At 38.5% G+C, this 14,646-nt stretch carries 12 protein-coding genes; 8 read left to right on the top strand and 4 right to left on the bottom strand.

Translation table 11 applies throughout. From position 1 onward, the window contains the following. Positions 1-54: 54 nt before the first annotated feature. The 3 genes from FJR38_RS17415 to accD all read left to right on the top strand — a co-directional run bounded on the left by FJR38_RS17415 (position 55) and on the right by accD (position 2,490). Positions 55-315 carry a hypothetical protein gene (locus FJR38_RS17415; RefSeq protein WP_168538437.1) on the top strand — a complete coding sequence of 87 codons (261 nt, stop codon included), beginning with the start codon at positions 55-57 and terminating at the stop codon, positions 313-315. 43 nt (positions 316-358) lie between these two features. After that, entirely contained in the window at positions 359-1,180 is an 822-nt protein-coding gene (locus FJR38_RS17410) for an A24 family peptidase (RefSeq protein WP_168538435.1), read from the top strand. 356 nt (positions 1,181-1,536) lie between these two features. Then, positions 1,537-2,490, top strand: coding sequence for an acetyl-CoA carboxylase, carboxyltransferase subunit beta (gene accD, locus FJR38_RS17405; RefSeq protein WP_168491383.1), 954 nt, complete (start codon positions 1,537-1,539; stop codon positions 2,488-2,490). Between the two features lie 176 nt (positions 2,491-2,666). Here accD and FJR38_RS17400 read toward each other — a convergent pair whose 3' ends face one another. Beyond that, positions 2,667-4,061, bottom strand: coding sequence for an MFS transporter (locus FJR38_RS17400; RefSeq protein WP_168538433.1), 1,395 nt, complete (start codon positions 4,059-4,061; stop codon positions 2,667-2,669). 233 nt (positions 4,062-4,294) lie between these two features. On the opposite strand from FJR38_RS17400, the gene FJR38_RS17395 reads away from it, so the two are divergent. Next, positions 4,295-5,587, top strand: a complete 1,293-nt coding sequence (locus tag FJR38_RS17395; protein ID WP_168491380.1) for a recombinase family protein — start codon at positions 4,295-4,297, stop codon at positions 5,585-5,587. A gap of 150 nt (positions 5,588-5,737) precedes the next feature. Here FJR38_RS17395 and FJR38_RS17390 read toward each other — a convergent pair whose 3' ends face one another. Next, a complete protein-coding gene (locus FJR38_RS17390) occupies positions 5,738-7,264 on the bottom strand; it encodes a hypothetical protein (RefSeq protein WP_168491378.1) in 1,527 nt (508 codons plus the stop codon). A 257-nt stretch (positions 7,265-7,521) separates the two neighbouring features. Between FJR38_RS17390 and FJR38_RS17385 the strand changes: the two genes are divergently transcribed. Continuing rightward, on the top strand, positions 7,522-9,138 hold the full coding sequence (locus FJR38_RS17385; RefSeq protein ID WP_168538431.1) for a glycosyltransferase family 39 protein: 1,617 nt from the start codon (positions 7,522-7,524) through the stop codon (positions 9,136-9,138). 133 nt (positions 9,139-9,271) lie between these two features. Here the strand turns inward: FJR38_RS17385 and FJR38_RS17380 are convergent, their stop codons facing one another. Further along, entirely contained in the window at positions 9,272-9,583 is a 312-nt protein-coding gene (locus FJR38_RS17380; protein ID WP_254449494.1) for a hypothetical protein, read from the bottom strand. Between the two features lie 635 nt (positions 9,584-10,218). Here FJR38_RS17380 and FJR38_RS17375 point away from each other — a divergent pair. Further along, positions 10,219-12,135 carry a chloride channel protein gene (locus tag FJR38_RS17375; protein ID WP_168538429.1) on the top strand — a complete coding sequence of 639 codons (1,917 nt, stop codon included), beginning with the start codon at positions 10,219-10,221 and terminating at the stop codon, positions 12,133-12,135. A gap of 85 nt (positions 12,136-12,220) precedes the next feature. Here the strand turns inward: FJR38_RS17375 and FJR38_RS17370 are convergent, their stop codons facing one another. After that, a complete protein-coding gene (locus FJR38_RS17370) occupies positions 12,221-12,631 on the bottom strand; it encodes an AbrB family transcriptional regulator (protein ID WP_168491371.1) in 411 nt (136 codons plus the stop codon). Positions 12,632-13,051: 420 nt separating this feature from the next. On the opposite strand from FJR38_RS17370, the gene FJR38_RS17365 reads away from it, so the two are divergent. Next, positions 13,052-13,495 (top strand): Rrf2 family transcriptional regulator, encoded by a 444-nt coding sequence (locus FJR38_RS17365; RefSeq protein ID WP_168491370.1) that lies wholly within the window; start codon positions 13,052-13,054, stop codon positions 13,493-13,495. Between the two features lie 50 nt (positions 13,496-13,545). Continuing rightward, on the top strand, positions 13,546-14,502 hold the full coding sequence (cbiB, locus tag FJR38_RS17360; RefSeq protein WP_168491368.1) for an adenosylcobinamide-phosphate synthase CbiB: 957 nt from the start codon (positions 13,546-13,548) through the stop codon (positions 14,500-14,502). Positions 14,503-14,646: the final 144 nt, after the last annotated feature.

Here is a 14,646-nt window from a genome sequence, read left to right as displayed (position 1 = left end):
TAGACTTGTCTAGTATTTATATATAGCAAACCTACAAATCACAAAAAAGCAATAGTGTACGCTTTACAACAAGAACAGGCAAATTTTACCCCTCCCAAAAAGTATTCGTCTTTGATTGATCCTGCTGTAATTAAGGCTGCTAGTCAAATTTACTACACCTACTGTGAAGTACATCCAGAAATAGTAGGGAAAGCAGTAGGAGTGGCAATTAGTCGGGTAACTCATCGGGGTAAAGTTATTTTTACTCAGTACCCAGTGCTGTTACCACAAGAGTGTTTTGTACCGTTGAATCAAATTGAGTCCTATATGTATTAGTCATTAGTCATAAGTTAACAACTGACAGTTGACAAATAACAATATGGACATTCCAATTAATATCTTAGCAAGTATCATTGTTTTTGCCTTGGGTGCATCTCTAGGTAGTTTTATTAACGTCGTAGTTTATCGGCTACCGGCTGGTTTATCTGTGCTGTGGCCACCTTCTCGGTGTCCGAAGTGCTTAAATAGGTTAAAAGCCTATGATAACGTTCCGGTTTTTGGTTGGTTATGGTTAAAAGGGCGGTGTCGTTATTGCCAAACTAAGATTTCTCGCCGTTATCCATTAGTAGAGGCGTTAACGGGGATAATATTTTTAATAGTATTTTGGGTTTTTCAATTTTCGATTTTCACAATCGGATATTGGGCTTTTTGTAGTTGGTTATTAGCTTTATCTCTCATAGATTTAGATACAATGACCTTACCTAACTCACTTACTAAGTCAGGTTTAATTCTAGGAATAGTCTTTCAGATAGCCGTTGGTTGGTTATCAGAACCGACGATAGCGGGATTGTCCAAACGCTTAATGACAGGGATAGCTGGTGCAGTTCTCGGTTTATGGCTGTTTGATGCGATCGCCTTTTTAGGTTCTCTAGCTTTTGGCAAAACAGTCATGGGTGCAGGTGATGCTAAATTAGCCGCCATGATGGGAGCATGGTTAGGATGGCGTTATTTACTCCTAGCGGGTTTTATCTCCTGTACCTTGGGAGTAATTATCGGTGGTGGAGCAATTATTCTCTCTCGTCACCAACTGGGACAAAAGATGCCTTTCGGTCCATTTCTAGCTTTAGGTGCGGTAATCACTGTCTTTAGCGGTGAAACTATTTTGTCCCACTATATGAGATTATTTTTGCCTGGATCTTAAAATCATTTTTTAAATCTTTTTTTGTCTCATGCTTATGGTTTTATCAACCCAAACCTCCATCCCAGATGACTGTAGCTGCCATTACCTCACTGACATTGCAGATTTTGGTAATATCTAAGCAATCAGAATAAATAAGACTTTCAGGATCATGCTTAATAATTTAGCCAAAATCTTGAATCTGTGGGATTTTGCCAATATTCTTCATCCTGACTCCTGACTCGCTGACACCTTTCTTCATAAATCTTCAATCCAAAATCTACAATTCTCAATCTCTACCAACCTGGAGAGGTGTTGTCAATCAATTGTTATTTGATTGGCCTGCTTTTTGACCTCATACTTCATTACATAAAATAAAAATGGCAAACAACGAAGAATCACGCGGTTTAAAGTCTCTATTTGATTGGTTCGCAAATCGGCGTAAATCAGGAAGTACCAATTTAGAACGCCAAGAACGGGAAATTGCTGACGGTTTATGGCATAAATGCCCCAAATGTGGCGTTTTAAGCTATGCAAAAGATTTGAAAGCCAATCAAATGGTTTGCGTTGAATGTGGACATCATAATCGCGTTGATAGTGATGAACGGATTCGTCAATTAATTGATGTTAATACCTGGAAACCATTAGATGAACATTTGCGCCCCACTGATCCCTTGCAATTCCGCGATCGCAAACTCTATAGCGATCGCCTGCTAGAAACACAAGAAAAACTAGGACTTATAGATGCTGTTAAAACTGGTTTGGGACAAATAAACACTTTACCCATAGCACTAGGAGTCATGGACTTCCGGTTTATGGGTGGAAGCATGGGTTCTGTTGTCGGGGAAAAACTCACCCGCATGATTGAACAAGCCACCCAACGCCGTTATCCTGTTGTCATTATCTGCACATCCGGTGGTGCAAGAATGCAAGAAGGAATGCTCTCTTTAATGCAAATGGCCAAAATCTCCGCCGCCCTACAACGTCATCGAGATTCTAAACTATTATATATTCCCATTTTAACTAACCCCACTACCGGAGGTGTTACAGCTAGTTTCGCCATGTTGGGTGATATCATCATCGCTGAACCAAAAGCAACTATTGGTTTTGCAGGAAGACGAGTAATTGAACAAACTCTCAGAGAAAAACTACCTGAAGATTTTCAGACAGCAGAAGACTTACTCAAACACGGATTTGTTGATGATATCGTCTCTCGGACACAATTAAAATCTACGTTGACACAACTAATTGCTCTACATCAACCTCTACCCACAACTACACCAAACATGGTTCTGTGGGAAACCATGAAATTGAGTTCCACCTCTGTTGAGTAAGGAGTAAGGTGACAGGTGACAGGTGACAGGTGACAGGTGACAGGTGACAGGTGACAGGTGACAGGTGACAGGTGACAGGTGACAGGTGACAGAGAAGAGGCAGGGAGCAGGGGGCAGGGGGCAGGGGGAAAGGAAAACTTCTTAACAACTGACAACTGACAACTGACAACTGACTCTTATTTCCCTGGTTCTTTGACAAAAATCAGGGGAATTAACCCTACTAATCTACAAATGCTAGATATGGCAAACAAGCCTAATAAACCGCCAAAACCAGGTGTTTGGGCAATAAAACCGCCGATTGTTGTTCCTAAAGCCCCGCTAACTCCTGCTACAGCAGCAGCGATCGCAAAATAGATTGATTGATTTTTGACAGGGGCAATTCCCAAATACATATTAGTAGTACACAGGTCAATTCCCGCCCAAGTCACACCTATAAAAATATGTAAAAGCGGCAACCACAACCACAAATCAAGGTGATCAGTGCCAATTCCTAACCACAATAATGGTGTAATTGCTACTAAAACACCAATACAAATTAAAATAGGACGATTGCCAATCTTATCAGCTAATTTACCCCACATAATCAGCATCGAAAGATTTGCACCTGTCTGAAGACTGCCATAAATAGTTACTAAAGTGACATCTAAATCTAAAGTATCTAGTAAATAGAGATTGAAAAAAGGTGCGCTCAAATGAACAGCCAACATCCATATACTAAAATAAACCAGAAATATTAAAAAGTTAGAGTTTTGCCAAATACTAGCAGTCAAAGAATCCTCATTTGTACACATAGCATCAATGATTTTGTCACTAACATTAGTGCGACTTTCACAAAAAGTCAGACGATTCTGATTTTGTAATTGAGGATTTATATCTACCTTAAAATATTGACAACCTAAACCAATTAGTCCACAAATAATACCTAAAAACAGAACTAAACCATAGCCTTGGATCGCTCCACCGTACCAATGAGATATAACTAATCCAGTCAAAGGTACACATATTAAATTTGTCAGATTAGAGGCGCTATTCCGAATACCAAAATATCTACCTCGTAACCGACGAGGAACAATAAGTGCTAACCAACTCAGCCAAGACGCACTTCCTAGCCCTCCGAGCAGATGGCTAAACAGAACAATTGACAGAGTTAGTACAACCAGTTGCTGGGAATTTATTAAACTAGAATTATTAGCAAAAATGCCAATTACCAGAATTAACCACAACAAACGGGAAGTTCCAAAAGTTAATAGAGAAAATTTAAACCGACTGGTAGTTTGTTCTGAGATGTAAGCACCCACAGGTTGAATGAAATTTACCAGCATGGGAATTGATGACAACATCCCAAATATCACTGGAGTAGCATTCAACTCAACTAAGAAATTACTTAGTAAAATTCCCCCTGTACTCAAGGAAAAAACAGATGCGAAAATAGCGTCTATAGTAGAAGCTCGCAAACTGGTGCGAATAGCATTTTTAGCAAATCGCTCAGGAAACTGTTGAGTTGGTGAAGAATCAAGATCGGGAATTGTTACATTCAGCAATTCAACTGTGTCAACCTGAAGAGAATCCATACATTATGATGACTACGGATGACGAATTGTAGGTGGTTCTAATCACTGATAATTGACGATCTTTTGATCTTGTATTTTGCAACAAAAAGTTTGATTGTTTAAATATCAGTTTCCAGACTCACAGTTTATGGAACAGCTAGGAGAATGTCATCAGTATCTCATAATCAGTAGGGTATTCAAGTTTTTATCATTAATAATTAAGGAAAATATATAATTATCCCATATTTCCCATTATGAAAATCATTGTTTATATTTATACTGATCCATTACTAGATCCAGTTCCCAATCAAGGTGACTGGGGTTGGGAAGTAGATAAAATTTATGAAGATTTGGGAAAACGTACCCAATTACAACAATTATTAATTGATTGTCAAAGAGAAACAGTAAATTATCTTCTGGTTCGCCGCTTAGAAGAATTAGGTGATAATCTAGCCCAAGTGAGCGATCGCCTCAATCAATTAGAAGCAATGGGAGTCATGGTAATTGCGACACAACAGCCATACACCTCCAAATCTAGTCACATCCGCGCTGAACTCCTGGAAGTATTACAAGAAATCCAACGTCAACAACGCAGCCGCAGTATCCGTCAAGGACACGCTCGCAATCGGCTAGAAGCCTCACCACCACCGGGAAAATCACCCTATGGCTACCGTAGAGGACAAGGGAAATATATCATTGATCGCACCACTTCACCTGTCGTTAAAGATTTTTTTGAACACTTTCTACTTTATGGTTCTCTACGTGCTTCTGTCCGTTATTTAGGTAAAAAATACAGTAAAACAATTTCTGTAACTACTGGTAGACGGTGGTTAACTAATCCAGTTTATCGGGGTGATACCGCTTATCAGAATAGTGAAATTATCTCCAATACTCATGGAGCAATTATCTCTAGGGAAGAAGCCGCACAAGTTGATAGACTACTGCGACGCAACAGCCGTTTACCATCACGGACTGCGAGTGCGCCCCGTTCTTTAGCAGGTTTAGTCATTTGTAATCAATGTCAATCACAGATGATTGTCTCCCGTGTTACCCAGCGTCATCAAGATAAAGAGTATCTATATTTACGCCCAAGCAACTGTTCTCAACAACCAAAATGTCGTGCTATTCCTTACCAAGAAATTTTGCAAAAAACTATTGATAGTGTTTGTCGAGATTTACCTTTAGCTGTTGCGGGGATGGATTTTCCCCAATTAGATGCGATTAAAAATAGTGTAAGCGATCGCATATCTCGTCAGCAAGAAATCCTGCAACAATTACCCACTTTAATAGAAACGGGAATTTTAGATCCAGAAACTGCAAAATTAAGAGCTTATAAAATCCGCACAGAAATTTCTGAACTTCAAGCCAAGTTAGCGATTCTTCCTCCTGTCAATTTACGTTCCGTCGCTCAAGCTGTTTCCATTCCTCAATTTTGGTTAGACTTATCAGAAGTAGAAAGACGATTTTACTTCCGCGAATTTATTCAACAAATCCAAATTATCCGTCAAAATCCAGAATGGTATTTAAAGATAATTTTTATCTTCTAAATTAGCAATACAGCAGGAGGTAGGGGCGTTCGCGGAGCGTGCTGGAAGCATCAGCATTCGGGCGATAAATTATCCATTTTTTCCAAGACTATTGTCCGAATGCTTCGCCCGTAATAGCTTCTTAAAGAAATCGGGGATCTGAATTAGGAATTATTCATCTTGATTTCTAGAAGATTGTTTATTTTTTTTCCCAGAATTACGCACATTCATGACTTTACTGAGTAAATCAAACCAAAAAGATGCACCCATAGAAATAGCAATACCACTAACAACCCAACCTGCAATCATAGTTAAAACACTAAAAACAGGTAAATCATTGATTCTATAGTTTGTGCGGTTGATTTGCTCATTTAAGTTAACAGATGTCCAACCAATTGGTAAATTAATATCCTTCAAAACCTCATTAGGATTTATGTTATACATATCTGAAGGATTAGATGATGGGGGGACTATTTGAGTAGCTCTATCAACAATTATTTCTCGCAATAAAGAATCTTTTGATAAGCGGTTAATAATATGAAAAGTATCTGCATTGGCTGTCAGAGCTAAAGTTATCCCAATTAGAATTGCTACCCCTTTAGCATTACGTTTATAAACACCACCGGCTCTTTCCATAGAGCTATCAAAACTATTTTCAATTTCTTTTCGTAACAGAGTAATCCCCTCCTCAGTGCTTTTTGCCTTCATTTGAGCGCGTTTTGCCATAGTTTCAATATTCTTAACTACAGACTCTGGCAAAATATCAATTAGTTCTTTCACTTTTTTGTAAGTTTCACTATCTCTATCTTGGATAGCTGTTATCACTTCATCATGAACATCACTACCTTTTTTGAGAAATTTAACAATTTCATTAATATTAGGCCTTAATCCTCCCAGCACTATAGCTTTTTCTGCATCTTCAAAAATATCTTTTCTTAAAAATTTTAGTTCCCGTAAAGACTTATTTAAAATATCGCCATGATCACCGATATTTGCCTGAAAACTCTCTATATATTTATCCAGGCAATCTCTCATGCGATTAATACTCATATATATATCATATTTATCATTGGTAAATTCATTAACAATATGACTATACTCTAATTCCAATTGTTTATAATCTGTAGCAATATTCGTAGCAAATTCACTAGATAATTCCTGATTATTAATATAAATCTGCAACTGAATTAAAATTTGTCTAATATCATCTAAACGTTCTTTTTTGAAATTATCTAAACGAATTTCCGTTAATTTCTGAACCAGCATTGGTAGTTGGAGCGTATCCATAAAGGTACTAGCAAAATTATCACCGCCAATATAGGAAGGCGCACTATGTTTCTGATCACCAAAAACAGTTTCTTTGCGGAGTCTAGAACTAGACTTTCTTAAAATATTAAAGCATGAACCAATTACCCAAGTAGCTTTGCGCGGTAAAGTTGCTAATAAACCTTTAGCTTCTTGATTAATACTTCTAATTAAAGGATTATCGTAAATTTTATTAACTAGTTGAATTACTTCCTGACTATCTGAATCTTGAACATCACCAGCTAAGAGAATTTCAATTGATCTTCGCAAGTGTTCAGCACGCCATTGCAAAACTGTTGATAATAATTCTTGAATTTCGGAAGCCAGCAAACTTAAAATCAAGTAAATAAAAATTAAACCAAGTGCCACATCTAAAATAAAAGGTAGGTTCATTTACATTCTCCTTCCGGATAATTGACCAAATACTGATGGTAATATTTATATCATTTAAGCGTCAAGGTGCTTGTAAACTTCCTTAAAAATCAATAAAGAAATCTTCGCTAAAAAATTATCTCTGTTCCTAGAAAACTGCGCTAATTTGGGATCTAGCCATTGTTTGTGAAAATTAGGTTGTTCCTGGATGGCAACATTGGAGATTTGCTTTGATCTCTATGTAATCAAACCCCGCAGTCAAATGATTAGCATAGAATATGCAAGAAGGAAGCTTTATTTGGAGTCATCTAGAAAAACAGCACCGTGTGGTTGAGAAAAAGATGGATTGGCTATGGCTAATAGTCTTACTATTGGCAGCAGTGATACTGTTCAGCATCAATCTTGGTGGCTTACCCTTACAAGATGGTGAGGAGGGAACGATCGCACGGGTAGCACGGGAAATTTGGCAAGCCCCCCCAGGTTCTATGCGTTGGCTTTACCCAACATTGGGTGGTGAACCATATCATCACAGCCCACCGCTAATCCACTGGTTAATCGCTGGGGCTTATGCCATAGGTGGTGTCAATGAATGGACAACTCGCCTACCTAGTGCTATTTTGACAGCAAGTTCTGTCCCCTTGCTATATTGCATTGGACGAGAAATATTTCGGCAACGTTGGGCTGCTATTTATAGTTCTTGGATTTATCTGACAATGCTACCTGTTGTCCGTTATGGTAGGTTGGCATTGTTTGATGGTGTGGTTGTCAGTTTTTTAATATTGATGATCTGGTTTTTGTTGCGATCGCGCCGTGATTTACGTTATTGCTTGGGTGTAGGTCTGAGTTTTGGCTTAATTTGTCTGACTCAAGGGATGATGGGTATTTATTTAGGCGCGGTTGTCTTAGTATTTCTCTATTGGGATACACCCAGATTACTGACTTGTTATTATTTCTGGATGGCCATTTTTATTGGTTGTCTACCTGTATTTTTTTGGTACGGGTTTCAGCTATTACACTATGGTTATCCCTTCAGCCAAATTGATGTCAATACATCTTTACCCAAGATGGCAACTATTACTAAAGACGCTTCAGAACCATCTTGGTATTATCTTCTAGAAATTTGCAAGTGGACATGGCCTTGGCTGATATTTTTACCCCAAACTATCCGCATTACCTGGGAAAATAATAATTTAAGTTGGGCAAAATTACTAATTGTTTGGTGTGGTGTTTATCTATTAATCATTTCCCTAATTAGCGTCAAATTTCCTTGGTATATTCTCCCCATTTATCCTAGCTTGGCATTAGCATTTGGATTTCAGTTGGCAGATATGGAAAATGCACCTGCATTTTCCGGCTATCCCCGTGCTTGGGTAACAAGTTTAGCTATATTGGCGGTAGTTGCTTCGGCGGGGAGTATTTATTTTAGTTGGCGGACTTTAGCTAAAGCCGAGTTACAGATAATTTTTGCAACTGTAGCGTTAACTATGACTTTAGCCGCAATTTTAGCAGAACGAGGGGATAGGCAATTTCTCAAAGTTTTAATTTGGGGAAGTTATCTTTCCTTATTCCTGCTCATGAGATCTAATTACTGGATTTGGGAATTAAATACAGCCTATCCCGTTAAACCAGTAGCAGCAATGATAGCTAAAACAAACCCAGCAGTTCAGGAAATCTATACATCTTTTCCCTACCATCGTCCTGCTTTGGATTTTTATAGCGATCGCACTATCATTCCTGTTTCTACTGGTGATCTGGAATATTTTTGGCAGTATCATAGCCAACCTTACTTTCTCATCAACAAATCTACCTTAAAAAACCTACAAATTAAATCTATTAAAGTAGTAGATCAAGTAGAAGATTGGCAATTAATTACCAAAGACAGCAAACATTTGTAAACTATCTACACTGTACCGTCAGGTACAGTGTAAGTAGGCGAACAGAAAAATTTAAAAGGTATCTAAAACTCTTTCCCCCTGCTCCCCTGCTCCCTGCTCCCCTGCTTCTTTTGACCCTCCCCTTCTTGCTGTTTTAATGATTATCTTTTTTTATACTTTCAATTTTCAAAATCTCTTGGCGATCGTAACTCATATTATCTTGAGTCATAGTGACAATAGTCAAAAAAATAGCACTTCCCACAGCTAAGGACAATAGAGGACGCTTAATGAAAATAAAATCCCTGATTATTCTCGCTAAAGGTCGGCTTTGACGACGTAAAGCCGAAGAAATAATCATTTGTCTCCAAATAAATGGATCACGCACATAGTGTCCACTTTGACAAACAACTAACTTTTCTTGACAATAAGGACAGGTAAACAAACCAATATAACTCTTAATTGGCATTGTTCTATTATTTCTTTGACAAATTGGGCAAGTAACATAACGATTATCAAAAGGTATTTGTACTCATCTAGCTCGTCCGCCTAGTCCATTTATTCACTTTAACAATATCTGTATTGAATTTTACTAAAAAATCACCAACCCTGCTACAGCCTTCCATATTTATAGCAGGTGATCAGGCTGAAAGTGTATTTGTGTCTAATTTTTATTCATACTTACAGCTTGTCAACTATTAAAAACCCGCAAAAAGCTGGTATCGCCTACTTTTTAAATTTTTAATTATTAATTCTAGCCTGTGGTACTAAGTAGGTGAACAGACAAATTTAAAGGTATGCGAGGAAAAGTAAAATCGCCCAAAACTCTCTTCCTGTTCCCTGTTCCCTGTTCCCTGTTCCCTGTTCCCTTGCCCCAACGACAATTTTTAACGCCCACCTACTTAGCTTTAAACCGAGGAGTATTGACTCGGACAATATACCTTGCCTAACTAGCAATTTACCCCACAATTGGGTAAAAATATGTAACATTCAAACTAATTTGATCCTGCTATTTATTAATCAAGCATTTATTCTCATAATGAACCACAATTAAAAATAACAGCTAAAAAAATAGAATTTTTCCCCCATTTACCCCATTTATCAATGACTATCTTGCCTCCTGTACCACAGAGCAAGGTCAGGGAATCCCCTGCTTTTCCCACACCTTCCCTGCGGTTGACTCCATTAATTAATCGTTTTCAGCCTTCCCCAGAAACAGTAGTGTTATTTTTAGCCATTTTAATTGGCGGTAGTACAGGTATGGGGATAGTTACCTTTCACTATTTAATCCAGCTAATTAACAACTTCATGCTGGAAAATTTCATGGGACAGATTGGTGTTTGGGGTGCTTGGACTTTAGCGGCTGTTCCCACTCTAGGTGGAATCATTGTTGGCCTCATGCGTTGGCGCACTCAAGATTTTGGACCGGGACTTTCATCTCTCATAGCGGTTTCTCAAGGGAAAGAAGCAAAGAAACCATTAAGACCAGTCACAAAAATGATTGCTGCGGCTGTTTCTTTAGGTAGTGGTGCATCTTTAGGACCAGAAGGACCAAGTGTAGAAATTGGTACTAATTTTGGAGTGTTGTTGTCTGATATATTACAAGTTTCTCAAGAACGTCAGCGGTTACTTTTGGGTGCTGGGGCGGCTGCTGGTTTAGCTGCTGGTTTTAATGCTCCCATTGCTGGAGTATTTTTTGCCTTAGAAGTAGTTATGGGGACTACATATTTTGCCACTTCGGCTGTGAGCGTAGTATTGCTGGCCGCTGTAGTGGCTGCTTTAATTGCTCAAATTGGCTTGGGTTCACAACCAGCTTTTGCTTTACCTGCTTATCAAGTTCGTAGTTACTTAGAATTACCGCTTTATCTTGGTTTAGGTTTAGGTGCAAGTTTAATTGCTGTAACTTATACTGAATCAATTCGTTTAGCTAAGGCTGGTTTTGCGGGAAATTTACCAGGATTAAAGTTACTAGGTAAAATTCCTCAGTCAATTCAGCCCATTATTGGTGGTGTAATTATTGGTGCTGTCAGTTGGCGCTACCCACAAATCCTGGGTATTGGCTATGATACTGTCCAAGCAATGCTACAGGATGAGGATTTTTCCCTGAATCTATTATTAATATTACTGGTTTTAAAACTGCTGATGACAGCGGTCAGTTCAGGTAGTGGTTTTGTTGGTGGATTATTTGCCCCAGCTATGTTTTTAGGTGCGTCCTTTGGGTCTGCTTATGCTAAATTTCTGACTTTGGTAGCACCAACGATTGGGGAATATATGGCTGCCCCTCCAGCCTATGCAATGGTAGGTATGGCAGCGGTTTTAGCAGCTAGTGTGAGAGCGCCATTAACAGCAATTTTAATGTTATTTGAATTAACCCGCGATTACCGGATTGTTTTACCTTTAATGGCCGCAGTAGGTTTAAGTGTTTGGCTAGTGGAACGAATTAAGCCAACTGTAGATGCTAATACCAATCTGCAACAGATTGGTTTACCAGAGTTAAAAGATGAAAAGGTGGAAATGTGGCAGCAACTGTTAGTAGCAGATGCTATGCACACTTGTCCGAAAAAATTATCAGCAACTCTAGGAGTTATAGAAGCTGCGGTAGAAATGACAAAAGAACGGACACGCAGTGCTTTGATTATTGATGATGAGACTGCAAAGTTAGTGGGAATTCTTTCCCTAGAAGATATTAAGCGGACTCTTTCTCTATGGGAAAATTATCCTCATTCATCTACTGAAATTCAGGATCATTTATTTAATCAAAAGCTGATAGATATTTGTACTACTGATATTCTCTATGCTTGGGAAAATGAACCCTTGTCTGAGGCTTTAGACCGCATGGCATTACGTGGTTTACATCAATTACCAGTTGTGTCTAAAGACAATCCTGATTTTATTCTGGGTTTATTAGAAAGAGAGCAAATTGAATTAACCTGTAATTTAACAGCAATCACTAAGACACTACATCACTATTTACCAATTCTACCAACTACCGAATATATAGAAGAAATTGGTAATTGGTAATTGGTCAGTGGCCAGTATTCAGCCGTCAGAGGTAAAACTAAACCACTGACAACTGACAACTCACAACTGACTAATGAATATTTATTTAAGCTGTAGCTTCTACTTCGGCAGTTTCTAGTGATTCTGCATCTATTTGCCGGAGTCGAATGTGCTTTTTCCCTAAAGTAATGACAAACTCATCACCGGGTTTCAGATTCATCTGTTTTGTATAAGCTGAACCGATTAGCAAGTTACCGTTTTGTTGCACACTAATTCTATAGCTGGCACTGCGTCCACCGCGTCCGTTAGCACTGGGTGAACTATCCAACTGAATACCTTCGGCATCAATTAAGGCATTCAAGAATTTCATCATATTGACGCGCTCTATACCATTTTTGGTAACAGTATAGTAGCCACACTGTTTAGCTTTTTCGTCTTTGCTGAGGGCTTCTAGCTCTTTAACTTTTTTGAGCAGTTCTTCACCGACTAGGGGTTCAATTTTTTTCTGTTTAGGCATCAACTTAGGTCGAAAATGAATTTTTGAAGTTGTTGAGTGGATTTTATTTTAGCTGACATTGAGCTAACAAGAACAGAATCCTTTAGTTTTTTATATCAGCCTAGCCAAGTATATTACACTCATAGACAAAATTGTTGCACTATTATCAATATTGTCAAGAAATTATATGAAATAGAATTATGATCATGCTGATAGCTACGATAGATAGATTGTCAATTCCTGCTAGACTCAATACAACTTGGTGAAGAATTGGTAATTAGTAAGTTGGTTGGGGAAAAGGTTAAAGATTTTTCTTGCCCTTCCCCCTTTTCCGACAATGAGAGCAGTATTGTCTGCCGATGGGATTTTGGAAATTACTCATAAAAGCAGAAAATAGGGAAAAGTGATGAGGGGCATCAAAAAAATTATGACAACTGCAATATGAAACTAACGACGAGGGGACACTACAGTGTGAAAGCATTGCTAGATTTGAGTTTACGTCCCAAATATGGACCTGAATCGGTCAGAGCGATCGCCAAACGTCAAGATATTCCTGCACCTTATCTAGAAAAACTACTAATAGAAATGCGTCGGGCAGGATTGGTGACTTCTATTCGTGGTAGCGTCGGTGGATACCAATTAGCAAAAAAACCTGCACAAATATCTATTGGCCAAATTTTAGAGGCTGTTGGTGAAAATATCACTAATTTACCTCTGAATAATCCTACACCTGCTCAAACAGAAGATTGGGTAACATTCACTTTGTGGCAGAGACTTAACCAAAAACTCAAAGAAGCTTTATTCAGTATCACTCTGGCTGACCTTTATTATGACGCTCGTAGTTGGCAAGCCTCTTTAGGTGAAGAAGCCAATTTTGTGGTTTAGTCATCAGTTCAGCATCAATCATCATCTAAAAGACAAAAAATCAAGAACAAATGAGATCCGCCGCTTTGGTTTTAGTTTTGGCTGCATTTTTAGATTATTTAATAGGAGATCCTTGGAATTGGCCTCATCCGGTACGAGTCATGGGTGGAGTAATTTCTCGGTTGAGTAAATTAGCCCTGCAATATTGTCAAAATTCTCTCACTCAGCGTCTGGCCGGAATTGTCATTGCCATGATTTTAATGATTGGTAGTGCTTTAGTTGGCTGGGTAATAATTCAAAGTGCCAAATGGATACATCCATTCTTAGGAATCGCTATAGAAAGCATTCTTTTAGCTAGTTGTTTTGCACTCAAGAGTTTACGAGATGCAGCAACGGAGGTTATTAAACCCTTAATCTTAGGAGAATTAACACAAGCTCGACAAGTTTTAAGTAATTATGTTGGTAGAGATACAGCCAATCTTTCAGCAGCAGAAGTTTTACGAGCAATCTTGGAAACTGTAACAGAAAATGCTACCGATGGAGTCATGGCTCCTCTTTTTTATGCCATTATCGGTGCGTTTATACCTGTAATTGGTTCTGCTCCTTTAGCTTTAGCATATAAAGCTAGTAGCACTCTAGATTCTATGATTGGTTATAAGGAAGCACCTTACACCGATATTGGTTGGTTTAGTGCGCGATGGGAAGATTGTTTTACTTGGTTGCCTTGTAGATTAACAGTGATAACTCTATCGTTACTATCCTTGAAACCTTTAAATGTCTGGCGAATTTGCCGCCGGGATGCCATTAAAGATCCAAGTCCCAATTCTGGTTGGAGTGAATGTGCCTATGCTGCGGTTTTAGGTGTGCAAATGGGAGGAATAAATTGGTATCGTGGAGTAGCTAAAGATAAACCACTTTTAGGAGATGCTATTTATCCCATAACTCCTGATTCTATTGATAAAGCTTTACAATTAACTCGATATGCGTTTTTACTATGGTTAGGATTAGCAATATTTTTAATTTGTTAGTTGTCAGTTGTTAGTTGTCAGTTGTTAGTTGTCAGTTGTCAGTTGTCAGTTGTCAGTTGTCAGTTGTCAGTTGTCAGTTGTCAGTTGTCAGTTGTCAGTTGTCAGTTGCAAAGAAGATTTTCTCCTCTGCTCCTCTGCTCCTCT

This window comes from Anabaena sp. UHCC 0253, from assembly GCF_009712085.1.
Lineage (GTDB): Bacteria > Cyanobacteriota > Cyanobacteriia > Cyanobacteriales > Nostocaceae > Dolichospermum.
Note: the sequence above shows the minus strand (reverse complement) of the source record. Positions and strands in the feature narration are given on the sequence as shown.